The sequence below is a fragment of the uncultured Martelella sp. genome, from assembly GCF_963677965.2.
GTDB lineage: Bacteria > Pseudomonadota > Alphaproteobacteria > Rhizobiales > Rhizobiaceae > Martelella > Martelella mangrovi.
The window spans coordinates 487,172-510,052 of record NZ_CAXXFM010000001.1; the positions used below are offsets into that span (position 1 = coordinate 487,172).

General features: G+C 60.7%; 21 protein-coding genes. 11 read left to right on the plus strand and 10 right to left on the minus strand.

The window, feature by feature from the left end; all coding sequences use genetic code 11:
• Position 1: 1 nt before the first annotated feature.
• The gene (locus tag ACHZCU_RS02540; RefSeq protein WP_106310674.1) at positions 2-994 is read right to left on the minus strand and encodes a 2-hydroxyacid dehydrogenase; all 993 of its coding nucleotides are present in this window, start codon (positions 992-994) and stop codon (positions 2-4) included.
• Positions 995-1,313: 319 nt separating this feature from the next.
• Here ACHZCU_RS02540 and rpsT point away from each other — a divergent pair, with 319 nt between their 5' ends.
• From rpsT to xseA, 3 genes are all read left to right on the plus strand, one after another.
• Positions 1,314-1,580: a 30S ribosomal protein S20 gene (gene rpsT / locus ACHZCU_RS02545; RefSeq protein WP_319517516.1), complete on the plus strand. Its 267-nt coding sequence runs from the start codon at positions 1,314-1,316 to the stop codon at positions 1,578-1,580.
• An 898-nt stretch (positions 1,581-2,478) separates the two neighbouring features.
• Positions 2,479-3,933 carry a chromosomal replication initiator protein DnaA gene (dnaA, locus tag ACHZCU_RS02550; protein ID WP_394706090.1) on the plus strand — a complete coding sequence of 485 codons (1,455 nt, stop codon included), beginning with the start codon at positions 2,479-2,481 and terminating at the stop codon, positions 3,931-3,933.
• 86 nt (positions 3,934-4,019) lie between these two features.
• Positions 4,020-5,510, plus strand: a complete 1,491-nt coding sequence (gene xseA / locus ACHZCU_RS02555; RefSeq protein ID WP_319517518.1) for an exodeoxyribonuclease VII large subunit — start codon at positions 4,020-4,022, stop codon at positions 5,508-5,510.
• Positions 5,511-5,592: 82 nt separating this feature from the next.
• On the opposite strand, the gene ACHZCU_RS02560 is transcribed toward xseA, so the two are convergent.
• The 4 genes from ACHZCU_RS02560 to ACHZCU_RS02575 form a co-directional block, all read right to left on the minus strand.
• The gene (locus tag ACHZCU_RS02560) at positions 5,593-6,849 is read right to left on the minus strand and encodes an aminopeptidase (protein WP_319517519.1); all 1,257 of its coding nucleotides are present in this window, start codon (positions 6,847-6,849) and stop codon (positions 5,593-5,595) included.
• Between the two features lie 160 nt (positions 6,850-7,009).
• On the minus strand, positions 7,010-7,483 hold the full coding sequence (gene ybaK / locus ACHZCU_RS02565) for a Cys-tRNA(Pro) deacylase (protein WP_319517520.1): 474 nt from the start codon (positions 7,481-7,483) through the stop codon (positions 7,010-7,012).
• A 3-nt stretch (positions 7,484-7,486) separates the two neighbouring features.
• Positions 7,487-7,840, minus strand: coding sequence for an ArsC family reductase (locus ACHZCU_RS02570; protein WP_319517521.1), 354 nt, complete (start codon positions 7,838-7,840; stop codon positions 7,487-7,489).
• 212 nt (positions 7,841-8,052) lie between these two features.
• Positions 8,053-9,042, minus strand: coding sequence for a Gfo/Idh/MocA family oxidoreductase (locus ACHZCU_RS02575; RefSeq protein ID WP_319517522.1), 990 nt, complete (start codon positions 9,040-9,042; stop codon positions 8,053-8,055).
• Between the two features lie 169 nt (positions 9,043-9,211).
• Here ACHZCU_RS02575 and ACHZCU_RS02580 point away from each other — a divergent pair, with 169 nt between their 5' ends.
• Complete coding sequence (locus ACHZCU_RS02580) at positions 9,212-10,162, plus strand: aldo/keto reductase (RefSeq protein WP_319517523.1); 951 nt, start codon at positions 9,212-9,214, stop codon at positions 10,160-10,162.
• The gene (locus ACHZCU_RS02585) at positions 10,159-10,614 is read left to right on the plus strand and encodes a GNAT family N-acetyltransferase (protein WP_319517524.1); all 456 of its coding nucleotides are present in this window, start codon (positions 10,159-10,161) and stop codon (positions 10,612-10,614) included. Before ACHZCU_RS02580 ends, ACHZCU_RS02585 begins: the two co-directional genes overlap by 4 nt.
• Positions 10,615-10,621: 7 nt before the next feature.
• Here ACHZCU_RS02585 and upp read toward each other — a convergent pair whose 3' ends face one another.
• The 3 genes from upp to ACHZCU_RS02600 all read right to left on the minus strand — a co-directional run bounded on the left by upp (position 10,622) and on the right by ACHZCU_RS02600 (position 13,545).
• Entirely contained in the window at positions 10,622-11,251 is a 630-nt protein-coding gene (gene upp, locus ACHZCU_RS02590; protein WP_319517525.1) for a uracil phosphoribosyltransferase, read from the minus strand.
• A 108-nt stretch (positions 11,252-11,359) separates the two neighbouring features.
• Entirely contained in the window at positions 11,360-12,328 is a 969-nt protein-coding gene (locus ACHZCU_RS02595) for an adenosine deaminase (RefSeq protein WP_319517526.1), read from the minus strand.
• On the minus strand, positions 12,325-13,545 hold the full coding sequence (locus ACHZCU_RS02600) for a phosphopentomutase (RefSeq protein ID WP_319517527.1): 1,221 nt from the start codon (positions 13,543-13,545) through the stop codon (positions 12,325-12,327). Before ACHZCU_RS02600 ends, ACHZCU_RS02595 begins: the two co-directional genes overlap by 4 nt.
• A gap of 155 nt (positions 13,546-13,700) precedes the next feature.
• Between ACHZCU_RS02600 and ACHZCU_RS02605 the strand changes: the two genes are divergently transcribed.
• Positions 13,701-13,871, plus strand: coding sequence for a hypothetical protein (locus tag ACHZCU_RS02605; protein WP_181190841.1), 171 nt, complete (start codon positions 13,701-13,703; stop codon positions 13,869-13,871).
• A 6-nt stretch (positions 13,872-13,877) separates the two neighbouring features.
• Here the strand turns inward: ACHZCU_RS02605 and ACHZCU_RS02610 are convergent, their stop codons facing one another.
• Both ACHZCU_RS02610 and ACHZCU_RS02615 read right to left on the minus strand, forming a co-directional pair.
• A complete protein-coding gene (locus tag ACHZCU_RS02610) occupies positions 13,878-15,116 on the minus strand; it encodes a Zn-dependent hydrolase (protein ID WP_319517528.1) in 1,239 nt (412 codons plus the stop codon).
• A 252-nt stretch (positions 15,117-15,368) separates the two neighbouring features.
• Positions 15,369-15,884, minus strand: coding sequence for a DUF4142 domain-containing protein (locus tag ACHZCU_RS02615; RefSeq protein ID WP_319517529.1), 516 nt, complete (start codon positions 15,882-15,884; stop codon positions 15,369-15,371).
• Between the two features lie 289 nt (positions 15,885-16,173).
• Between ACHZCU_RS02615 and ACHZCU_RS02620 the strand changes: the two genes are divergently transcribed.
• The 5 genes from ACHZCU_RS02620 to ACHZCU_RS02640 all read left to right on the plus strand — a co-directional run bounded on the left by ACHZCU_RS02620 (position 16,174) and on the right by ACHZCU_RS02640 (position 22,861).
• Entirely contained in the window at positions 16,174-17,733 is a 1,560-nt protein-coding gene (locus ACHZCU_RS02620) for an ABC transporter substrate-binding protein (RefSeq protein WP_319517530.1), read from the plus strand.
• Between the two features lie 476 nt (positions 17,734-18,209).
• Complete coding sequence (locus ACHZCU_RS02625; protein WP_319517531.1) at positions 18,210-19,154, plus strand: ABC transporter permease; 945 nt, start codon at positions 18,210-18,212, stop codon at positions 19,152-19,154.
• The gene (locus ACHZCU_RS02630; protein ID WP_319517532.1) at positions 19,154-21,094 is read left to right on the plus strand and encodes a dipeptide/oligopeptide/nickel ABC transporter permease/ATP-binding protein; all 1,941 of its coding nucleotides are present in this window, start codon (positions 19,154-19,156) and stop codon (positions 21,092-21,094) included. Before ACHZCU_RS02625 ends, ACHZCU_RS02630 begins: the two co-directional genes overlap by 1 nt.
• Positions 21,087-22,076: an oligopeptide/dipeptide ABC transporter ATP-binding protein gene (locus ACHZCU_RS02635; protein WP_319517533.1), complete on the plus strand. Its 990-nt coding sequence runs from the start codon at positions 21,087-21,089 to the stop codon at positions 22,074-22,076. The genes ACHZCU_RS02630 and ACHZCU_RS02635 overlap by 8 nt, the downstream gene beginning before the upstream one ends.
• Entirely contained in the window at positions 22,073-22,861 is a 789-nt protein-coding gene (locus ACHZCU_RS02640) for an FCD domain-containing protein (protein ID WP_319517534.1), read from the plus strand. Before ACHZCU_RS02635 ends, ACHZCU_RS02640 begins: the two co-directional genes overlap by 4 nt.
• Positions 22,862-22,881 lie beyond the last annotated feature (20 nt).

Genomic DNA, 22,881 nt, shown 5'->3' on the forward strand with positions numbered 1-22,881 from the left:
CTCAGCGCCGCTCGATCGGATGGAGCGCCGTGCCCTTCTCCTCAAAGGCGGTGATATTGGCAATGGTGGTGTGGGCGATATTATAAAGAGCCTCCTCGGTGAAGAACCCCTGGTGACCGGTGATCAGCACATTGGGAAATGTCAGCAGCCGGGCAAAGATATCATCGCGGATCACAGTCGAGGACAGGTCCCGGAAAAACAGGTCTTCCTCTTCTTCATAGACATCCAGCGCCAGCGCGCCGATTTTCCCCGATTTCAGCCCGTCGATGACGGCCAGCGTATCGACGACCCCGCCGCGGCTGGTGTTGACCAGCATACGGCAGCGCTGCATGGCGCTGATCGCCGCCTCGTCGATGAAGTGCCGGGTTTCCGGTGTCAGCGGGCAGTGCAGCGTAATGATCTCGGAGCGCTCGAGAAGTTCGTCCTTGTCCACATACCGCGCGCCGAGCGCCACGGCCTCCTCATTGGGATAGGGATCGAAGGCGAGAATCTCGCAGCCGAATCCGCTGAAAGCACGCATCACATTGCGGCCTATCCCCCCTGTACCGACAACCCCGACCGTCTTGCCATGCAGATCGAAACCGAGAAGCCCGTTCAAGGCGAAATTGCCCTCGCGCACCCGGTTATAGGCGCGGTGGATCTTGCGGTTCAGCGTCATCACCAGCGCCAGCGTATGTTCGGCAATGGCATAGGGCGAATAAGACGGCACACGGGCGGTTGCCATATGAAGATGATCCGCCGCCGTCAGGTCGAGCCGGTTGAAGCCGGCGCATCTGAGCGCCACGAGTTTCACTCCGGCCTTTTTCAGCTCCGACAGTGTCGAAGCGCCGAGATCGTCGTTGACAAAGGCGCAGACCGCCTTGGTGCCGGCCGCAATCTTCGCCGTCGGGGCATGCAGCGCCGCCTCGGTGAAGATCAGATCGTGGCGCCCTTCATTGGCGGCCTTCAGGAATTCCTCGTCATAGGGTTTTGCCGAAAAGACTGTGACACGCATATTCATTACCCGTTGTGCTGGCGCCGGCCGGAACAGGCGCCGGATGACATTATCTCCGACTTGAATTCTAGAACGCGCCGGCATAATGGCAATGGCGCGACACGTCGCAATGCGCCGTGTAGCACGGGTATACGCGGTTTTCGGCGGGACTTTTCAACAATTGTACATTGACGGACAGTCCGTTTGCCTTTATATGCCCGCCCACAGAGTTGAAAGCTGATGACAGCTTCATCAATTGCTTCCGGCAAAAAAGCGATCTGAGCCTTACGGCGCGCCGCCGATGTCGGAGCTTGCGACCAAATTCGAAGAGAGACTTTAAATGGCCAATACAACTTCGGCGAAAAAGGCGACGCGCAAAATGGCCCGCCGTACCGCCATCAACAAGTCCCGCCGCTCGCGTGTTCGCGGCTTCGTCCGTAAGGTTGAAGAGGCGCTCGCAGCCGGCAATGTCGACCAGGCAAAGGAAGCGCTGAAGGCAGCCGAGCCGGAAATCGCACGCGCCGCCAGCAAGGGGGTCCTGCACCGCAATACGGCCTCGCGGAAAGTTTCGCGTCTGGCACAGCGCGTGAAGACGCTGTCCGCCTAACAGCGCAACAGCATCATCTAATATTAGAACCCGGCCATGTGCCGGGTTTTTTGTTTTTCTTCATAGGCTTGCCCTTCGTGACAATTGCGTTTCAGACAGATGTCAAAAAAATGACCGCTTTTTTCATGTGATATCAATCGGTTGCAGAAGGTACGCCACATTTCAACCATTTTCAGCCGGAAATCACGACGCCAAAACGCGTCAAGCCAATTTATTTTTTCGGGCCAGAATCAGCCTCAAAAAATGAGCCATTTCTGAATCTAATTGATTCAACAGCGATTCTTTTTGAGCCTTGGCGCGTGAGTCAAAATCGCCACTACGAGTCAATGCTGGCAGCGCCGATTCGGTGAAAAATCCCTGTTGAAATTACCCGGCGTTCTTGCCTAAATGCGTCTCACATCAGCGGACGGATTGAGCTCCCGAGCCTATCGGGAGGGGCGCGCTCTCAATGGGCGTGTTGTCTTCCCGAAGCTGGAAGCGTAGTCGTTTCGACTTCGTCTTTCCAACAATTTCAGGTTGCATCCTGGTTTTCTTCACGAAATCCGGGCTGGATATTCTATGTCTTTTTTCTGAAGGCAGTAAAGCGTGCGAGGGTATACGGGGGCAAATACAATCGACTGACCGGACACTTTACCGCCGGCATCATCTTTTACGAGGAGGTGACGCTGTTGGTGAGGGCTGTCCCAAACCCGGCAATGACCGGGAATTCAACGAAAGGCCTTTTTTAAAAAAAGGCCCCAGGGAAAAAGGCTGCAAGCGCACTTCTCGCTTGCGCCAGGGTGATGAGTTTGAAAGGCGGCAAGGAATGAGAACGAGAACGGGAGCTCCGGGCAATGGGCACGATGCGGGCATTTCGGAGGTCTATAACGGGGAGCATGATGAAACACCGGACGCGGACTTGAACACCGACAATCAGTTTTTCGAGCGCTTCTGCACAGCGCTCAAGGCCCATGTGGGTGCCGATGTCTATGCAAGCTGGTTCGGCCGGCTGAAGCTGCAATCGTCCTCCAAGAGCGTCATTCGTTTTTCGGTTCCGACCGCGTTTCTGAAATCGTGGATCAACAACCATTATATCGACCTACTCGGCGAGCTGGTCCGTAACGAACGCCCGCAAGTGCTCAAGGTCGAGGTCCTTGTGCGTTCGGCAACGCGCCCGCAGCGGCCGCAGCCTTCGCAGGAAAAGCCGAAATCCGCGCCGGTACAGCAGGCAGCGGTCACCCGGCCGATCCCGCGTGCGATGAACGACCAGCCGCTGATGCCCGAGCCCGACAACACCCCGGCCCGCGGCGTGAACAGTGGCGCGAAGACCGTCTTCGGCTCTCCACTCGACCCTTTCTTCACCTTTGACAGCTTTGTCGAAGGGTCGTCCAACCGCGTTGCCTTTGCGGCCGCCAAGACGATTGCGGAATCGGGCATGGCAGCCGTGCGCTTCAACCCGCTGTTCATCCATTCCTCGGTCGGGCTGGGCAAGACCCATCTGCTGCAGGCCATCGCCAATGCCGCACTGGCCTCGCCGGACAAGCAGCGCGTGGTCTATCTGACAGCCGAATATTTCATGTGGAAATTCGCCACAGCCATCCGCGACAACGACGCGCTGACGCTGAAGGATTCGCTGCGCAATATCGACCTTCTGGTGATCGATGACATGCAGTTCCTGCAGGGCAAGATGATCCAGCACGAATTCTGCCATCTCCTCAATACGCTGCTCGACAGTGCCAAGCAGGTCGTCGTTGCCGCCGACCGCGCGCCCTGGGAGCTGGAATCGCTCGATCCGCGTGTTCGCTCCCGCCTGACCGGCGGCGTCTCGCTTGAAATCGAAGCGCCCGACTATGCCATGCGGCTCGAAATGCTGAAGCGCCGGCTGTTTCTGGCGCAGCAGGAAGATCCGTCCATCGACATTCCCACAAGCGTACTCGAGCATGTCGCCGGCAAGGTGACGGCAAGCGGCCGCGAACTGGAAGGTGCCTTCAACCAGCTGCTTTTCCGCCGGTCCTTCGAACCCGACCTTTCGATCGAGCGCGTCGACGAACTGCTGGTCCATCTGGTCGGCACGGGCGAGCCCCGGCGGGTCCGGATCGAGGATATCCAGCGCGTTGTCGCCCGTCATTACTGCGTGACGCGACAGGAACTCGTTTCCAACCGCCGCACGCGGGTGATCGTGAAGCCGCGCCAGATCGCCATGTTCCTTGCCAAGACCATGACCCCGCGCTCCTTCCCCGAAATCGGAAGACGGTTCGGCGGCCGCGATCACACCACGGTTCTGCATGCCGTGCGCAAGATCGAGGATCTTCTGGAACAGGATCAGAAGCTTTCGCAGGAAGTCGAGCTTTTGAAGCGGCTGATCAACGAGTAAACACGGCAAACGCTCTCACCCGGTGATCGCCAAAACCAAAGGCGGTCACCGGTGAAAGACGTGGGCAGATCGGTTAGACTGGCGCCATGAGCAATCTGTTTGACACCGAATCAGCCGGCAATCTGACCGAGTTCACCGTTTCGGAGCTTTCCGGCTCCATCAAGCGCACGGTCGAAGACCGTTTCGACCGGATACGCCTGCGTGGCGAAATCTCGGGCTTTCGCGGGCAGCATTCGTCCGGCCATGCCTATTTCTCGCTGAAGGATGAGCGGGCGCGCATTGACGCCGTCATCTGGCGAGGTGTCTTCTCGGGGCTGAAGATCAAGCCGGAAGAAGGCATGGAGGTGATTGCCACCGGCAAGGTCACCACCTTCCCCGGCGCCTCGAAATACCAGATCGTGGTGGAATCGCTGGAGCCTGCGGGCGCCGGCGCGCTGATGGCGCTTCTGGAAGAGCGGCGCAAGAAGCTTGCCGCCGAGGGGCTCTTTGACGCCGAAGCCAAGAAGCCGATCCCGTTCATGCCCCGTGTCGTCGGTGTCGTGACGTCGCCGACCGGCGCGGTCATCCGCGATATTCTGCACCGCATCACCGATCGCTTCCCCGTTCACGTCGTGGTCTGGCCGGTCAAGGTCCAGGGCGAAGGCTCCGGCGATGCCGTGGCGGCAGCCATTCGCGGCTTCAATGCCTGCGCGCCCGATGGGCCGGTCAAGCGGCCGGATGTGCTGATCGTCGCGCGCGGCGGCGGTTCGCTGGAAGATCTCTGGGGCTTCAACGACGAGGCCGTGGTGCGGGCGGCCTATGAGAGCGAACTCCCGCTGATTTCCGCCGTCGGGCATGAGACCGACTGGACCCTGATCGACCACGCCGCCGATTACCGTGCACCGACGCCGACGGGGGCCGCCGAACGTGCCGTTCCGGTCAAGGCGGAGCTTGTCGCAGATCAGGCGCGCACATCCGCAAGACTTGCCTCGGCAATGACCCGGCTGATGGATTTCCGCCGCCAGACCCTGACCGGTCTTGCGCGCGGCCTGCCCTCGCTCGACCAGTTGCTGGCGCTGCCGCGCCGCCGTTTCGACGAGGCCGGCCTGCGGCTGGGCCGGGCGCTGGAACTCAACACCATCAACAAGCGGCGGACGTTCGAGCGCAGCGTCTCCGGGCTTTCGGGCATGCCGCAGCGGCTTTCGATGATGGTGGCTCGAGACCGCGAGCAGATCCAGGTTCTCACCGCACGTGCCGACACGGCGATCGCGGCCAACATGAAAACCCACCGTGCCGCCCTGGCCAGCCAGCATCGGGTCTTGAACTCACTGTCCTACAAGAATGTGCTGGCCCGCGGCTTTGCCGTGATCCGCGATGGCGAGAACCGGCCCGTCTCCCGGGCCGAAGGCCTTGGCCCTGCCACCGGTATCGAAATCGAGTTTGCCGATGGCCGTATCAGCGCGGTCACAGGCGACAGTGCGCCCGGCCCGTCGCCGGCAGAGCCCAATACGGAAAAGCCAAAGGCGGTAAAGCCGAAACCGGCCCGCAAGAAGCCCGCCTCGAAGGCAAAACCGCCCGAACAGGGCAGCCTGTTTTAGCCAGCCTTGCCTTTTGCAGCCGGTGCCAATGCCTCCCGCCCCGGTTCCGGGACGGGATAATTTTCTATTGCAAAACAGTGTTTCAATCGGCCCATTCGCCGCCACGCATCACCGGCGTGGCATTGCCGTTTGCGTCGATGCCGTCGATATCGATCTTGTCCGACCCGATCATCCAGTCGATATGGATCAGCGAGGAATTGCCGCCCTTGGCCGCAATTTCATCTGAGGAAAGCTTGTCGCCGTCGATGAAGCATTTCGAATAGCACTGCCCGAGCGCGATGTGGCAGGAGGCGTTTTCATCGAACAGGGTGTTGTAGAACAGGATGCCGCTTGCCGAAATCGGTGAGGAATGCGGCACCAGCGCCACCTCGCCGAGACGGCTCGCCCCCTCGTCGGTATCCAGCACCTTGTTGAGCACATCGCCGCCCTTTGCGGCGGCGGCATGCACGATCCGGCCGTTTTCGAACTGGACGCGGATATCGTCGATCAGCGTTCCCTGATGGGACAGCGGCTTGGTCGAGGAGACATGACCTTCAACCCGCAGCCGGTGCGGCGTGGTGAACACTTCCTCTGTCGGGATATTGGGATTGCAGACAATGCCGTTCTTGGCCATCGAGGCGCCGCCGCTCCATTCATGGTCATCGGCAAGCCCGATGGTCAGATCGGTCCCCGGCCCGGTATAATGCAGTGCCGAAAAGCGCTTGCCGTTCAGCCACGCAGAGCGGCTGTGAAGCTGGTCGTTGTGTTCGCGCCAGGCCGCGATCGGGTCAGGCTGGTTGACCCGCGAGGCGGCGAAGATCGCCCTTGCCAGCTTGGCAACGGCCATGGCGTCGGGATCGTCGGGAAACACGGTCTTGGCCCAGGCGAGCGAGGGATAGGAGACGATATTCCAGTTGATGTCGAAACCGGCGATCTTTTCCAGTGCGGGTTTATAGGCCGTCGAATTCGCCCGGTTGGCGCGCGAAACCTTTTCCGGGTCCTGCGCGGCCAGCAGCATCGGGTCGTCGCCGGCAATCGCAAGCCGGGCGGCACCGCGCTCGTAAGCCAGCCCCATGCCCTCGTAAAGCCAGCCGGCGGCCTTGTCGAAGCTGGCATCATGGGCATTTTCGAAACGCTCGAGGGTTGCCTGCGGATCGGAAAAGACCGTCGTCACCACGCCCGCGCCGGCCTTGTAGGCATGGCGGGTGATCAGCCGGGTCAGCGGCTGCGCCTCGATCGGCGCGGTCATCACCAGATCCTGCCCCTCAGCCAGGTTGAGGCCGACATGCACAGCCACTTCCGCCAGTTTTTCCAGCGCTTTCAGGTCTATGGGATGGGGAAGCTTTGTTTCGCCGGTCATGATTGCCTCACGCTGATGGTTTCTGTTGAGACCTATCTAAAGCGTTTCAGACTGAAATGGAATCGTTCTGCGGCAAGGAATTTGCGCCAGATCCAAGCACTTTGGCGCAGGGCAAAGCCGAAGCGATGGCCAAGCCGAAGACTGCCGGATCGGTCTGGCGTTATGCGATGATGCCCACGGTTGCCGCGCCCAGAGCCTTCACAGCATCTGCCGGGGCAAGCTTGACCTGAAGGCCGCGCTGACCGCCATTCATGATGACATAGGGATGATCAAGGGCGGCGATTTCGAAGACCACAGGCACGCGCTTTCTCTGGCCGAAAGGCGAGATACCGCCGACGTGATAGCCGGACAGGCGCTCGGCCGCAGGCACTTCCAGCATATGGGCATACTTGCCCGAAAAGGCGGCAGCCAGCTTTTTCATCGACGCTTCGGCATTCGACGGCAAAACGGCGCAGACCGGCTTGCCATCGACTTCCGCCATCAGCGTCTTCAGCACCCGCTCGGCCGGTTCCCCGATGGCTTCGGCGGCCTGCAGCCCCACCTTGAAGGCATTGGGGTCATAATCATATTGCTGGATGGTGTAGGAAACACCGGCCTTGTCGAGAAACCGGGTTGCCTGGGTGGTCTTCGCCATCGTTCACGCCTTGTCGAAAAAGTCCGCATAGGTTTCCGGCTTGAAGCCGACGATCAGCCGGTCGCCGTCCTCCAGCACCGGACGCTTGATCATGGAAGGATTGGAAAGCATCAGACCGATGGCCTTTTCCCGGTCGAGATCCTGTTTTTCGGCATCGGAAAGCTTGCGGAAGGTCATGCCGGCGCGGTTCAGCACCTTTTCCCAGCCGGCTTCATCGCACCAGCGCTCCAGATGCGCGCGGTCGATGCCGGCTTTCTTGTAATCATGGAGTTCGTAGCTGGCCCCGTGATTGTCCAGCCATGTCCACGCCTTCTTCATGGTGTCGCAGTTTCGAATTCCGTAAAGCGTTACCGCCATGACCTTGTCCTTCCAAAGTCGAATGTGGCCCTTAGATAAGCAATATACCGCCGATTCTCCGTCATGCCGGCCCTGAGCCGGCATCCAAAGCGACGCGGCACGGCCTTCGCAAGACGCGCGCGCAACGACGACTTCGATACGCGCCACCGTATGGCCCTGGACCCCGGCTCAAGGCCGGGGTGACGAGAGAGAAATGACCTGCCTGTCGGCAGTCACACGGTTTCCCAGCCGCCGTCGAGCTTGCCCGCACGGTAGATCGCATCGATCACCCGCTGGTTCTTCACCGAATTTTCGAGCGTGAACACCTCGGCCTTGCCGCCGCTCGCTGCTTCGGAAAACGCCTCGACCTCACGAACATACTGGCGGCTGTCCTGAAAGCGGAAGGCCTGGGTCTCGCTATGGTTCTGGTTGGAAAGCAGCAAGGCTTCCTCACCCCAGCGCTCGCCATTGAAGGGGGAGAGCACCTCGATCATGCCCTCGGTGCCATGGAAGGTCATCGACTGCCGGTGGGCAAGCTGCGTGGAGATGTAAAAGCTTGCCTCGAAGCCCGGGAATTCCGCCCGCACAGACGCATAAATATCCGTGCCGAATTCGCTGTCATAGCGCACCGTTGCCTGAAGCCGCGTGGGCTCTGCACCCGTGGCAAACCGCGTGGTCACGGTCGGATAGACGCCGATATCGGGCAATCCGCCACCGCCAAGCGCGGGAATGTTGCGCATATTGGTGGCATCGCGCAGAAAATAGGTGAAGGAGCCCTGAACCTGCTGCAGCGTGCCAATCGCGCCATCGGCAAGAAGCGCGCGTATCTTGTGCCAGACCGGCGCGTAGGTAACCATGAAGGCTTCGCTGATCAGCACATTGTTGCGATCACGCGCCGCGATGACCGGTTCGATATCCTCCGCCTTCAGTGCCAGCGGCTTTTCGACCAGAACATGCTTTCCGGCATCCGCGGCCTTGATGGCCCATTCCACATGCTGCGAGGTCGGTAGCGGAATATAGACCGCGTCGATCACATCGCTCGCCAGCATCTCCTCGTAAGAGGCGAAAGCGTGCGGCGCGCCGAAACGGGTGGCCATGGCCTGCGCCCGCTCGAGATCGCGGCTGGCGACAGCCGACAGCACGGCATTGTCCGCATCGACGATTGCCGGCACGACGGCTTCACGACCGATTTTGGCGGTCGAAACAATTCCAAAACGCAACATGGGATTTCCTCACCTGTTATTCCGCGGCCAGCATAGAAATCGGCCGGCACGTGTGCAACCGGCAAATCGGGCGTTTTGTCGCTTTCGCTTCGACGTCGGTTCCATTGCCATGCGGGCGCCGGCAACCTACGTTAAGGATGGAAAAAGGGTCAGCACCCGGGAGGAAACAATGCACAGACGAAGACTTGGCAGAACGGATATAGAAATATCGCCCGTTGTCTTCGGAGGCAATGTGTTCGGCTGGACAGCGGATGAGCAGACGTCCTTTGCGCTGCTCGACCGCTTTGTCGGCGCCGGCTTCAACGCAATCGATACGGCGGATGTCTATTCCGCCTGGGCGGAGGGCAACACCGGCGGCGAATCGGAAACGATCATCGGCAACTGGCTGAAGCGCGGAGGCGTTGCGCGCGAGGACGTCGTCATCATCACCAAGGTAGGATCGGAAATGGGGCCCGGCAGGAAAGGCCTCGGAGAAGGCTGGATCATGCGCGCGGTGGAGGATTCGCTCAAACGCCTGCAGACCGATTATCTCGATGTCTATCTGGCCCACTGGCCGGACCCCGATACCGACTATGATGAGACAATCGGCGCTTTCACAAGACTGCGCGAACAGGGAAAGGTCAGGGCAATCGGTGCATCCAATCTCGATGCGCAGCAGCTTGAGGAGGCACTGACGGTTGCCGAGCACACCGGCCGGGCGCGCTATGATGTGTTGCAGCCGCTATACAATCTTTATGACCGCTCGGGCTTTGAGGGGGCGCTCGCCGAACTCTGTGTCGAGCATGATATCGGCGTCATCACCTATTTCAGCCTTGCTGCAGGCTTCCTGACCGGCAAATACAGGTCTTTCGACGACGCCGCGGCGACGGCGCGTGCAAGACATGTCGAGAAATATTTCGACGACCGGGGAAGACGCATTCTCGCCGCGCTTGAAACCGTCGCATCGCAGACCGGTGAACATCCTGCGGCAATAGCGCTTGCATGGCTGATGACACGGCGCGGCGTGACGGCGCCGATTGCCAGCGCTTCACGCCCCGAACAGATGGACACGCTGCTGCGTGCGCCCGACATCGACCTCACCCAGGAAGCCCTGCAAATGCTTCAGGAAGCCGGAGAATGAACGAAAATATCAGCATTCGTACAGCGAAAGCCGAAGACAAGGCCGCATGGCTTACACTCTGGCAGGGCTATCTGACCTTTTATGGCTCCGACATTGCCCCGGATGTGACGGAAATGACATGGTCGCGGATCATTGATCCGATTGCCCCTGTGTTCACGCGGCTTGCGGTTGTCGATGACAGGCCGGTGGGTTTTGCGACCTGCATTCTCCATCCGCGCACATGGGCGGTCGAACCCGCGTGTTATCTGGAGGATCTGTTCGTGGACGAAAATCAGCGCGGGCGCGGCATCGGCAAACGGCTGATTGACGACCTGATCGCGATGGGCCGGCGCGATGGCTGGACGAATCTCTACTGGCACACCAACAAAGATAACGAAACCGCGCGCCGGCTCTATGATCGGTACGACAAGGCCGATAATTTCGTGCGGTATCGCCTGCCGTTGACATCGTGACGGAAGTTTACTTGGTGCCGTACATCCGGTCGCCGGCATCGCCCAGCCCCGGAACGATATAGCCCTTCTCGTTCAGATGGCTGTCGATGGCGGCCGTGTAGATCGGCACGTCGGGATGGCTTTTGTGAAAGTGCACGATGCCCTCGGGCGCGGCCAGCAGGCACAGGAACCGCAGATTGGTCACGCCGCGTTCCTTCAGCCGGTCAACGGCCGCGATCGATGAATTGCCGGTCGCCAGCATCGGATCGACCACAATCACCAGCCGTTCGCCGATATCTTCCGGCGCCTTGAAGAAATATTCGATCGCCTCAAGCGTTTCATGATCGCGGTAAACCCCGATATGAGAAACGCGGGCAGACGGCACCAGATCGAGCATGCCTTCCAGAAGACCGTTGCCGGCGCGCAGGATCGAGGCAAACACCAGTTTCTTGCCCTCGAGAACCGGCGCTTCCATCGTCGTCAGCGGGGTCTCGATCGTCTCCATGGTCAGTTCGAGATCGCGCGTGACCTCGTAACAGAGCAGGGTCGAGATTTCCCTGAGCAGCCTGCGAAAACCGGCCGTCGACGTATCTTTCTGACGCATCTTCGTCAGCTTGTGTTGAACCAGAGGATGGTCGATGACCGTTGCGCCGTTCATGGAGGTCTTCCCGTCTTTTTGTGCACTGGCCCCGTTATGGCGCAAAAGACAGCAATGCAGCAAGCATCACGCAGGCTTTGCACACATATCCCGGCATTTTCCACCGTTTCAGCCGTCAAGCCGGGCGTAAAGTCGCGCGCGCGTCGGCTCATCCACGAATGCCGCCGCAATCGCCTGGCGCGTCATGGCGGCAATCGCTGTGGCGGAAAGGCCCATTTCGCTTTGTGCCACCGCATATTCACGCGCAAGCGAGGTGTCGAAGAACGGCGGATCGTCGGAATTGAGCGTGACCCGGACACCGGCATCGAACAGCTTTCGCAACGGATGGGAGCGGAAATCAGGATAGACCGACAGCGCGATATTGGAACCGGGGCAGACCTCGAGCACCACGCCCTCATCGGCAAGCCGGCGGACAAGGCCGGGGTCTTCAACCGCCCGCACACCGTGGCCGATCCGGTCCGGACGCACCAGATCCAGCGCATCCCGCACCGAACCCGGTCCGCAGACTTCACCGGCATGGATGGTCAGTTTCAGCCCGCCGTCGCGGGCGATGTCAAAGGCGCGGGCATAATCCGCCACGCGACCCACACGTTCATCGCCAGCCATGTTGAAGCCGGTCAGCAATGGAAAATCACAGGAAACGGCGTAGCGCGCAGCACCCTCGACCTGCTCCGGCCCCATATGCCGCTCGCCGATCATCGCCATCCGGCATTCAATGCCGGTCCTGTTTCTGGCCGCCTCGATGCCCGCCGAAATCGCCCGCATATAGCCGTCGCGGGAAAGACCCGCAGCAAGCCCCTGCTCGGGAGAGACAAACAGTTCCGAATAGATAGCGCCCGCTGCGGCAAGCTCATCGAGATAGGCTTCCGCCAAAGCCGCAAAATCCTCTTCCGAGCGAAAGACGCTCGCGATTGCCGCATAACAGGCGATGAAGCTTGAAAAATCGTGCCAGACATAACGGCCTTCATGCAGCCAGGACGAAAGGTCGACCCCGTATTTATCGGCAAGCCGGGCGGCAAGAGCGGGCGGGGTCGCCCCTTCTATATGGCAATGGAGCTCGGCTTTCGGCGTTGTCACAGGAAAGATGCTCCGTGTTTGCCGGGGGCAAGGCCGAGATGACGGGCGATGCTTTCGCCAATATCGGCATAGGTCTCGCGAACACCGAGCGAGCCCGGCTGCAGCCCCGGCCCGAACACCAGAACCGGCACGCGCTCGCGGGTGTGATCGGATCCCCGCCATGTCGGGTCGCAGCCGTGGTCAGCGGTCAGCACGGCAATATCGCCGGGCTTCATCCGCTCCGCGATATCGCCGACGCGGGCATCGAACGCTTCAAGCGCTGCAGCATAGCCCGGCACATCGCGGCGGTGGCCGTAGACCATGTCGAAATCGACCAGATTGGTAAACACCAGATCGCCCTCGCCCGCCGCATCCATCGCCTCCAGACTGACATCCACCAGCGCGTCATTGCCATCGGCCTTGAACACGCGCGACACGCCCTTGCCGGCAAAAATGTCGGAAATCTTGCCGACGGCCAGCACATTCCTCCCGGCTGCCGTCACCCGGTCCAGCAACGTCTCTTCCGGCGGCGCAATCGAGAAATCACGGCGATTGCCGGTGCGCTTGAAGGTTTCGGCCGTCTCCCCGATGAAGGGACGTGCGATCACCCGGCCGATATTCAGATCATAGGTCAGCTCCCGCACCACCGCGCAGAGCTTCATCAGCCGGTCGAGACCGAAATGATATTCGTGGGCGGCAATCTGGAACACGCTGTCAGCCGAGGTGTAGAAGATCGGGCGGCGGGTCCAGACATGTTCCTGGCCGAAGCGCTTGATGATTTCCGTGCCCGACGCGTGGCAATTGCCGAGACTGCCGGGAATATCCGCCTCGCGATAGATCGCCTCCAGAAGCTCGGCCGGAAAACAGTCGGGCTGATCGGGGAAATAACCCCAGTCGAACATTACCGGCGTTGCCGCAATTTCCCAGTGACCCGACGGGGTGTCCTTGCCGCGCGAAACCTCGCTTGCCGCGCCATAGCGCCCGAAAAGGCGGCCTGCCCCTTCCATGCCTGCGGGATAGTGCCGGGTGGCAAGCTTGGCGGCTTCCAGAAGACCAAGCGCTGAAAGGTTGGGCAGTTTCAACGGGCCGGCGCGAAGCCCCTCCCGGTCGCCAAGCCCTGCGGCGCAGAATTCGGCGATATGGCCGAGCGTATCGGCGCCGAGGTCGCCATAGGCGCGGGCATCCGGCGCGCCTCCGATGCCGAAGGAATCAAGAACATAAAGAAAGGCACGGGCCATCGGCGCTCAATCCTGAAATACAAATCACGTTTTTCTTCTATCTTCTGCCCGCCCGCAAGGCAAACAGCGCCAGCAACACCGGAACCAATGCGGCAATTCGTGCATTTAGAACATGATAACCATGTTTCTTAACGCCGCAGGAAGGCAGGCAGGTCATGCTGACAGTCACGGACACCATCAAGGCGATTACTGTCATGCCCGAAAGAAGCAGCCGAAAAGACCAGGCCGGGAACCAGGCAAGCGAACTGGCGCTGATCGCTGGCGTTCTTCTGGCGGCAACAGCACTGGTGATCTTCGCCGCTTTCCGGCTTTACGCTGTCAGTTGAGGCGGTTCACGCCGTAAGCCGCAACAGCGCGGCCAGCATCAGCTCCGCACCCTTTTCTATATCCGACCATTCGGAATATTCCTCCGGCGCGTGTGATATCCCGTTGCGACTGGGCACGAAAATCATCGCCGAGGGGCAGAGTGTTATCATCGTCTGCGCATCATGGCCGGCCCCCGAGATCATCCGTTTGGCCAGAAGGCCCAGCCCTTCTGCCGCTTCAGACAGAAGATCGACGAGACCGGCATCAAAGGCGACAGGCGGGATAAAACTCTTTTCCTCGATTTCATGGGTGAGGCCGTGCTTTGCCGCGACCGCCGCCGTCGCACGATAAAACAGCCTTTGAAGACCACGCATGACGGCCTCCGAGGCATCCCGGATGATGACCGAGAAGACCGCTTCGCCGGGCACGGTATGCGGATGATTGGGGAGAAGCTCCACTTTTCCGATGGTAATGCGCGCGATATCGGACGGCGCGCTTTCGATCATCCCCGGGATTTGCGTGGCGATTTCGGCAAGGCCGGCAAAGGCATCGGCGCGCATGTCCATCGGCGTGGTGCCGGAATGATTGGCCGTGCCCTTGAGCGTCACCTGCAAATTGACGATCCCGGTTGCTCCTTCCGGCAGTCCGATGGCGATGCCCTCGCGCTCCAGCACCGGCCCCTGCTCGATGTGAAGTTCGAGAAACGCCCGGACCGAGCCTTTCGGTCGGACAGCGCCCGGAACGGCCTCCGGATCAAGGCCCTGCGCGCGCATGGCATCGGCCAGCAGCACACCGTCAGCATCCGTGGCATTCGCCAGCCATTCCGGCGTCACCAGCCCGGCCATGGCCTGAGACCCGAGCATGCCGCCAAACCGGCCCTCCTCCTCCGACGTTGCCACGACCTCGACCGGCACGGCGGGCTGAATGCCCGCCTCCTTCATCGCCCGCACGCATTCAAGCGCAACGGCAACGCCGAGTGAACCGTCGAATGCACCGCCATCGACAACGGTGTCGAGATGCGATCCGACCATCACCGACGGTGCGCCGGTATCGCCGAACCGCCCGAAAACCGAGTTGGCGCCGTCCCGGGTCACCGCAAGGCCGTCCTTTTCCATCTCGCCTGCAAACCAGTCGCGGACCGCCATATCGGCATCGGAAAAACCGGGCCGGTTGTAGCCTTCGCCCGGCCCGCCCGCACCGAAGCGGTTGATGCCGTCAAGGAGTGCCCTGAGCCGGTCGGAATTGATTTTCGGTTTGCAGCTCATGGCAGTCGGCCTCCCTTTTGCGCCGCATGACGGCTTCCTCTTTCGGGAATTTATTATGATAATTTCCGGTCAGCCGCAAACAAAGTGCTGAAAAACAGATGCCCGCCCCGCCGTCCATGCGTTGGTTGTCACGGTTCCTCTTCCGGTGACATGCAGGCGGCAGGGCGGACACGGCTCCGCTCCCAGAAGTCGTCAATACTGATACCAGGGACCAGCGATCAGGCCCCATATGATGCGCGCGGGTCTTCGGTATCAGGTCGCCATGCTGTTGCGCACGGCCTGCAGCATGACAAGGTGCGATTCAATGAAGGGCACGAGAATGGTCGCAATCGTCGTATCCATTCCGGTCTTGCCTTCCTTGACGCGCTGTTTTTGAATTTTCAGCAGGGCTTCATGACCGTCGATTTCGCTTTTGACATACAGCAGATCGAACTTGGTTCCGGGGTCCATCTTCTTCAGTTCGGCCAGTGTATGGGCAAACTCTTTCGGGCGCTCGGGCTTGGCGGCGCCAGCGCCCAGCAGCAGGCCGCCGACAGCGGTGGCCTCTCCTTCCTCCAGCCTGGCGAACTGCTGCACCATCGGGTGAACGGCCTTTTTGCTCGCCAGTGTGGAAATGTCCCCGGAGAACAGGCCGATCGTCAGCGTTTTGTCGGCATAGTCGGATGTCACGATATTGGCATTGGCGATCACCGGCGCTAGTCCGGTAAAGGCCGCGGCCATGGCGCCGCCGAGCAATACCCGGCGACGGTTGAGATCTGTCGTGGTCATGTTCATCTGCCTTCCGTTTCTCTAAACAACCCCATGCTCGCGATTGCGGGCACGACGTTATGACGGACGGTAGAAAATCCTGATTATGGACAATTTTAAGGCGAACAATTCGCCGATTCTCTGCTCTCATCAAAATCGGCTTGGTTGCCTCACACCCCGTAAGCAACTGATCTGAAATATATATTTCCAGAAATCGGTTGTGCGGGTTGCAATTTATTATGATCAATCCTTGTCAATTACAAAATCTTCATGATTAATTAACCAAATAACAACAGAGGAGAACCGACAGATGAAACGCCTTCTCGCCGCGGCCCTTGCCGCCGCATCGCTGGCTTTCGCGGCCCCGGTCGTTGCCCAAACACCGCCCAATGTTCTGATCGTCGGCCAGATTGCCGAGCCCAAATCGCTCGATCCCGCCGTCGATACCGCCGTCAATGATTTCCGCATTCTGGTGAACATGTATGACGGTCTGGTGCGCTACAAGGACGGCACGCTTGAGGTCGAACCGGCGCTTGCCACAAGCTGGGACATTTCCGAAGACGGCAAGACCTATACGTTCAAGCTGCGCGAGGGCGTCACCTTTCACGACGGCTCGCCCTTCAACGCCGAAGCGGTGAAGTTCAACTTCGAGCGCATGCTGGACGAAAACCACCCCTATTACGACACCGGTCCGTTTCCGCTGTCCTTCAATTTCTCCGCGGTGGACAATATCCAAGTCGTCGATGACCTGACGGTGAAATTCACGCTGTCTGAACCCTATGCGCCGTTCCTCTCCAACCTCGCCTATCCGATCGGCCTGATCGTTTCACCGGAAGCGGTGAAGGAATATGGCGCCGATTTCGGGCGCCATCCCTCCGGCACCGGCGCCTTCAAGTTCGAGGAGTGGGATCCGAACGCCAAGGTCGTTGTCTCCAAAAACGCCGATTACTGGGACGGCGCGCCGCCGCTTGAAGCCGTGGTCTTCCGTCCCGTCACCGATGCCAACACCCGCGTTGCCGAAATGATGTCCGGCGGCCTTGATGTGATGGTGGAGGTTCCCCCGGATTCGCTCTCGCAGTTTACCGGCAATGACAATTACACGGTCTACGAACAGGCCGGCCCCCATCTCTGGTTCCTGATCCTCAACCTGAAGGACGGCGCCTTCACCGACAAGAAGGTTCGCCAGGCCGTCAATTACGCGATCAACAAGGAAGCGATCGTCAACGACATCCTGCAGGGCACGGCCGAAGTCGCCGCAGGCCCGACGCCGCCGGCTTTTGCCTGGGCCTATGACGACAGCCTTTCGCCCTACCCTTACGACCCGGAAAAGGCCAAATCGCTTCTCGAGGAAGCCGGTTATGACGGTTCGGAGCTGACCTTCTACGTCACCGAAGGCGGTTCGGGCATGCTGGAGCCGCAGGCCATGGCCACCCAGATCCAGGCTGATCTCGAAGCCGTGGGCATGCCGGTCAAGATCGAAACCTATGAATGGAACACCTTCCTCGGCAAGGTGAACCCCGGTCTTGCGGGCGAAGCCGACATGGCGGAAATGGCATGGATGACCAACGACCCGGACACCCTGCCCTTCCTGGCGCTGCGCTCCGAAGCCTTCCCCGACAAGGGCGGTTTCAACTCCGGCTATTATTCCAACCCGGAAGTCGACAAGCTGCTTGAGCAGGCCCGCACCTCCACGGATCAGGACGAACGCGCCGAACTCTACAAACAGATGCAGGGCATCGTCCATGACGACGCTCCTTGGGTGTTCGTCGCCAACTGGAAGCAGAACGCCGTGACCAAGGCGAGCGTCGAAAACTTCAAGCTGCAGCCGTCGTTCTTCCTGCTGCTGCAGAAGGTGGCGAAGCCGAATTGAACGATGCCGGGGTGGTCGTTTGGGCATCTGTGCATGCTTCCTTTTTCGACCGCCCCGCATCATTCTGCGTCATCCTCGGGCTTGACCCGAGGATCTAATCCCCTCTCCACGCGAGCGGAGTCCGTGGTCAGTCAGCAAGACAGTTCTTTCTGACCCTTTCTGCCCCGAAACGCCGGTCGTGCTGGTACGTGCTTAGCCCCTCGGGTCAAGCCCGAGGGTGACGACAGAGAGCGGGATGCCCCGGTGGCGGGGCCGCACGGCTTGCTCCCCATATTCTCTCCCGCTGGCGGGAGAGATGCCCCGAAAGGGGCAGTGAGGGTGGCGCAGCATATCAAAACGTGAGGACGTTCGAGGGGATAGTCTCCCCCCTCACCGTCGCTTTCGCGACATCTCTCCCCTCCGGGGCGAGAAGGTTGGGGGGCTTTGCGGCAATCGCCGTTTGCCCTTGATCACATGGCCACCACGGAGAACACGCCATGGCACAATACATCCTCAGGCGGCTCCTGACCGTCATTCCGGTCCTTCTGGGCCTGACCGTGATTGTCTTCGCCATCATGGCGATGATCCCCGGCGATCCGGCAACGGCAATCCTCGGCTCCTATGCCACGCCGGAAAATGTCGAACGCATCAACAAGGCGCTTGGTCTCGACAAACCGCTGGTGCAGCAATATTTCATCTGGCTCGGCAATATTCTCCACGGCGATTTCGGCCGGTCCTATACCCAGAACCGGCCGGTCATCGACATCATTACTGAGCGTTTCGGCAACACGCTGATCCTTGCCGGCACCTCGCTGGTGCTCTGTTCCATCCTCGGCCTTCTGGCCGGCATCGTTTCGGCGGTGCGCCAGTATGGCGCCACCGACAAGCTGGTGACCTTCTTTGTGCTGATCGGCATTTCGGTGCCTTCCTTCTGGCTTGGCCTGCTGCTGATCCTGCTGTTTGCCGTCAAGCTGCAATGGCTGCCGGCCAGCGGCATGTATGCGATCTATGGCGGCGGCGGTCCGCTTGACCTGCTCAAGCACTTGATCCTGCCAGCCTTCACCCTTTCCGTGGTCGCCACCGGCGTGGTCGCGCGGCTGACGCGCACCTCCATGCTGGAAGTGCTGCGGCAGGATTACATCCGCACCGCCCGCGCCAAGGGCCTGAAGGAGCGCCGCGTGATCATGCGCCATGCCTTCAAGGCCGCACTCGTCTCCGTCATTCCCGTGCTCGGCATTCAGGCCGGTTTCGTGCTCGGCGGCGCGGTTTATATCGAAACCGTGTTTCAGTGGCCGGGCATCGGCTCGATGCTGGTGACCGCCATTTCCACCCGTGACCTGCTGACGGTTCAGGGCGGGGTTCTGATCGTCGCAGCTGCCTATGTGCTGTTCAATCTGGTCGCCGACGTCGTCCAGACCATGCTTGATCCGAGGTTGCGCTGATGACCGATGCCACCGCAAGCACCGCCCCGGCCAGGCCGGCAAAGAAAAGCGGCCGCCCGAGCGCGCTCAAGCTTCTGTTCAACAACACGCTGGCGACCGGCGGGCTGATCATTCTTGCCGTCATCATCGTCATCGCGCTGGCGGCCCCCTTGCTGCCGCTGCAGCCGCCGAATGTGACGGACCCGTCCGTGCGCCTGTCGCCGCCGCTCACCGAAGGCCATCTGCTCGGCACCGATTCGCTTGGCCGCGACCTGCTGTCGCGCCTCATCTGGGGCACCCGCGTCAGCCTCGCCGTCGGCGTTTCGGCAACGCTGATCGCCGCCTTTTTCGGCTCGCTGATCGGGCTTGTGGCGGGGTATGCGGGCGGGCGCACCGACAACATCCTGATGCGCGGCATCGATATGGTGATGGCCTTCCCCTATATCCTGCTGGCGCTGGCCATCGTCGCCGTGCTTGGCCCCGGCCTCTTGAACGCACTTTATGCCATCGCCATCGTCAATATCCCCTTCTTTGCGCGGAACATTCGCGGCATGACGCTCGGGCTTTCACGCCGTGAGTTTGTCGATGCCGCACGGCTTTCCGGCAAATCGCATTTTGCCATTCTGTTCGGCGAGGTGCTGCCGAATGTGCTGCCGGTGATCATCATCACCATGTCGACCACGATCGGATGGATGATCCTGGAAACGGCCGGCCTTTCCTTCCTCGGTCTCGGCGCCCAGCCGCCGCAAGCCGATCTTGGTTCGATGCTCGGCGATGGCCGCAAGGTGCTGTTCACCGATGCCTATGTCTCCATGGTGCCGGGCCTGATGATCTTCGCCCTTGTCATGAGCATCAATCTTCTCGGTGACGGCATTCGCGATGTGCTCGACCCCCGGCTGAAATCCGGCGCGCTGGCACGTCCCGGCGCCCGCACGGCGGTAAAGCGCGAGAGCGTGCCGGACCGGGGCCAGAGGCCGGAAACGGTGCTGGACATTCAGGCCATGCGCACCGAATTCCATGTCGGCGGCAGCATCTACAGGGCGGTCGGCGGGGTCGATCTCCACATGCGGCAGGGCGAATGCGTCGGCCTTGTCGGCGAATCCGGCTCCGGAAAATCGGTGACCGCCATGTCGCTGATGGGGCTGGTGCCGACCCCGCCCGGACGCATTGCCGGCGGTGCGGCATGGCTCGACAATGAGGACCTGTTTGCCGCAAGCGATGAACGCATCCGGCAATTGCGCGGCGGCGATGTCTCCCACGTGTTTCAGGACCCGCTGTCCACCCTGCACCCGCTTTTTACCGTCGGCGATCAGCTAATCGAGGCCATTCAATCCCACCAGCCGCTCTCGAAACAGAAGGCGCGCGAAAAGGCGGCGGACCTTCTGGAATCGGTGCGCATTCCCAATGCGGCAGAGCGGCTGAAGGCCTTTCCGCACGAGCTTTCCGGCGGCATGCGGCAGCGCATCTCGATTGCCATGGCACTGGCCAACGATGCCAAGGTGATCATCGCCGACGAGCCGACAACCGCGCTTGACGTGACCGTGCAGGCGCAGATCCTCGAACTGATGAACGGGCTGCGCAAGGAGAGAAACACCGCGATCCTGTTCATCACCCATGATTTCGGCGTGGTGTCGGCCATCTGCGACCGGGTGGCTGTGATGTATGCCGGACGGATCGTGGAAACCGGGACGACCGAGGAAATCCTCGAACGCCCCGCCCATCCCTATACGGCCAAGCTGATCGAGTGCGTGCCCGTGCTCGGCGAACCGGACCGCCGCCTGGACGCCATCGAGGGCCGTCCGCCGGTGGTCAACAATCTGCCGGAAGGCTGCGCCTTTGCCGACCGCTGTCCCTTCGTTCAGGACGACTGTCGCAGCGGCGATATCGCCATGACCGAACTTGGCGAGGAGCGCGGTGTGCGCTGCCTGCATCCGCTGAACAGGGAGAACGCCGATGGCTGAGGATGTATTGATCGCCGTCGATCGCGCCGCGCGGACATTTGGCGGCGGCAAGACGCTGTTCGGCAGGCCGCTTCCCGCCGTCCATGCGGTGCAGGACGTCACCATCGATGTGAAGAAGGGCGAAACGCTCGGCATTGTCGGCGAATCGGGCTGCGGCAAGTCGACGCTCGCCCGCATCCTCTCCGGCCTTGATGTGCCGACGGGCGGCACGATCACATTCGAGGGCAAGGACCTTGCGGAAGAAGCGCGCAAGAACCCGCGGCAACTGGCCCGCCAGGTGCAATATGTGTTTCAGGACCCGGTCTCCTCGCTCAATCCCAGGAAAAAAATCCGCACCATTCTGGAAGCCCCGCTCATCCACCTGCTGAAGCTGAACAAGGCCGAGCGGGCAAAACGGCTTGAAGAACTGATGAACGCGGTCAATCTGGCGCCGGAGTTCCTCGACCGCTATCCGCACGAATTTTCCGGCGGTCAGGCCCAGCGCATTGGCATTGCCCGCGCGCTTGCCGCAAACCCGGAAGTGATCGTGCTCGACGAGCCGGTTTCCGCGCTCGATGTCTCGGTGCAGGCGCAGGTGCTGAATATTCTCGACGACCTCAAGGCCCGTTTCGGCCTCACCTATCTGTTCATCTCCCACGATCTTTCGGTGGTCGAGTCGATTTCCGACCGGGTGGCGGTGATGTATTTCGGGCGCATTGTCGAGCTCGGCACACGCGATCAGGTGTTTTCCGGCGCGCTCCATCCCTATACCCATCTGTTGTTGAATTCCGCCCCGGCCCCCGGCAGAAAGGCTGTTTCCGGCGGAGATCGCGAAGCCGAACTGCCCGATCCCTATAATCCGCCGCCGGGCTGCGCGTTTTTCGCCCGATGTCAGAACGGAACGGAGCAATGTCAGCGCTCCGTTCCGCCGATTGACGAGGCGATGGGGAAAGCAGGCCACAAAGCCGCCTGTTTCCACCCGATGACGAAAAGAACGGCATGAGCAACACAAGTCTTGAAAGCCGGCAGGCCTTCGGCCCGCCCTTTGCGGAGAAAAAGCGCAAACGCCCCGACATGATCGCCGACATGCTGCGCGAACGCATGATCGATGCGGACCTAAAACCCGGCGATCGCATGCCCGCCGAATGGCTCGGGCCGGATGCCTTGCGTGCGTCCCGCGGCACGGTGCGTGAGGCCCTGAAAATCCTCGAATTCCAGGGGCTGATCGCCTCAAAGACAGGACCGGGCGGCGGCATTTTCATCCGCGCCGTGCAGCCTGCCGAAGCGATCCAGACGGTGACCAGCCTGTTTTTGCAGGCGCCGCCCTCGATTGCCGATATCTATGCCTTGCGCAAGACGCTGGAACCGCAGCTTGCCGCCGATGCGGCGCGTCATTTTCCCGCCGCTGCCATCAAGACCCTACAGGACAAGATCAGGCTTTATGAAGGCCAGGCCGAGACGGCCGAGGAAGAATATGTCCAGCGGCTTGCCGAACTGGACTTTCACGCCGAACTGGCCCGCCACGCGCAAAACCCGGTTCTGGGCTTTACCTGCGGCCTGCTCCTGAACCTCCTGCGCGATCTGCCCGCCTGCCGCGCGATCTATGAGGAGCCCAATCCGGGCCTGCGCGAAACCGGCATTTTCTATCAGATCGAGCTGATCAAGGCGATCCGTGCGAAAGACAGCGAAAGGGCTCGTACCATCATGGCGGAACATATGGTGGAGGCTGAGGCTTACATGCTTGAGCGCGCACGCCTCAACGCGGTGCGCTCCGGTATCGAGCCATAAACCGTCCCGAAAGGGGAACA

Bases quoted from the DNA above. Each gene is read 5' to 3' on its own strand.
- ACHZCU_RS02615 (WP_319517529.1), bottom strand. From the start codon at position 15,884: ATGACCACGACAGATCTCAACCGTCGCCGGGTATTGCTCGGCGGCGCC.
- rpsT (WP_319517516.1), top strand. From the start codon at position 1,314: ATGGCCAATACAACTTCGGCGAAAAAGGCGACGCGCAAAATGGCCCGC.
- xseA (WP_319517518.1), top strand. From the start codon at position 4,020: ATGAGCAATCTGTTTGACACCGAATCAGCCGGCAATCTGACCGAGTTC.
- ACHZCU_RS02600 (WP_319517527.1), bottom strand. From the start codon at position 13,545: ATGGCCCGTGCCTTTCTTTATGTTCTTGATTCCTTCGGCATCGGAGGC.
- ACHZCU_RS02570 (WP_319517521.1), bottom strand. From the start codon at position 7,840: ATGGCGGTAACGCTTTACGGAATTCGAAACTGCGACACCATGAAGAAG.
- ACHZCU_RS02620 (WP_319517530.1), top strand. From the start codon at position 16,174: ATGAAACGCCTTCTCGCCGCGGCCCTTGCCGCCGCATCGCTGGCTTTC.
- ACHZCU_RS02560 (WP_319517519.1), bottom strand. From the start codon at position 6,849: ATGACCGGCGAAACAAAGCTTCCCCATCCCATAGACCTGAAAGCGCTG.
- ACHZCU_RS02585 (WP_319517524.1), top strand. From the start codon at position 10,159: ATGAACGAAAATATCAGCATTCGTACAGCGAAAGCCGAAGACAAGGCC.
- ACHZCU_RS02630 (WP_319517532.1), top strand. From the start codon at position 19,154: ATGACCGATGCCACCGCAAGCACCGCCCCGGCCAGGCCGGCAAAGAAA.
- ACHZCU_RS02575 (WP_319517522.1), bottom strand. From the start codon at position 9,042: ATGTTGCGTTTTGGAATTGTTTCGACCGCCAAAATCGGTCGTGAAGCC.
- ACHZCU_RS02540 (WP_106310674.1), bottom strand. From the start codon at position 994: ATGCGTGTCACAGTCTTTTCGGCAAAACCCTATGACGAGGAATTCCTG.
- upp (WP_319517525.1), bottom strand. From the start codon at position 11,251: ATGAACGGCGCAACGGTCATCGACCATCCTCTGGTTCAACACAAGCTG.
- ACHZCU_RS02625 (WP_319517531.1), top strand. From the start codon at position 18,210: ATGGCACAATACATCCTCAGGCGGCTCCTGACCGTCATTCCGGTCCTT.
- ybaK (WP_319517520.1), bottom strand. From the start codon at position 7,483: ATGGCGAAGACCACCCAGGCAACCCGGTTTCTCGACAAGGCCGGTGTT.
- ACHZCU_RS02610 (WP_319517528.1), bottom strand. From the start codon at position 15,116: ATGAGCTGCAAACCGAAAATCAATTCCGACCGGCTCAGGGCACTCCTT.
- ACHZCU_RS02640 (WP_319517534.1), top strand. From the start codon at position 22,073: ATGAGCAACACAAGTCTTGAAAGCCGGCAGGCCTTCGGCCCGCCCTTT.
- ACHZCU_RS02580 (WP_319517523.1), top strand. From the start codon at position 9,212: ATGCACAGACGAAGACTTGGCAGAACGGATATAGAAATATCGCCCGTT.
- ACHZCU_RS02635 (WP_319517533.1), top strand. From the start codon at position 21,087: ATGGCTGAGGATGTATTGATCGCCGTCGATCGCGCCGCGCGGACATTT.
- ACHZCU_RS02605 (WP_181190841.1), top strand. From the start codon at position 13,701: ATGCTGACAGTCACGGACACCATCAAGGCGATTACTGTCATGCCCGAA.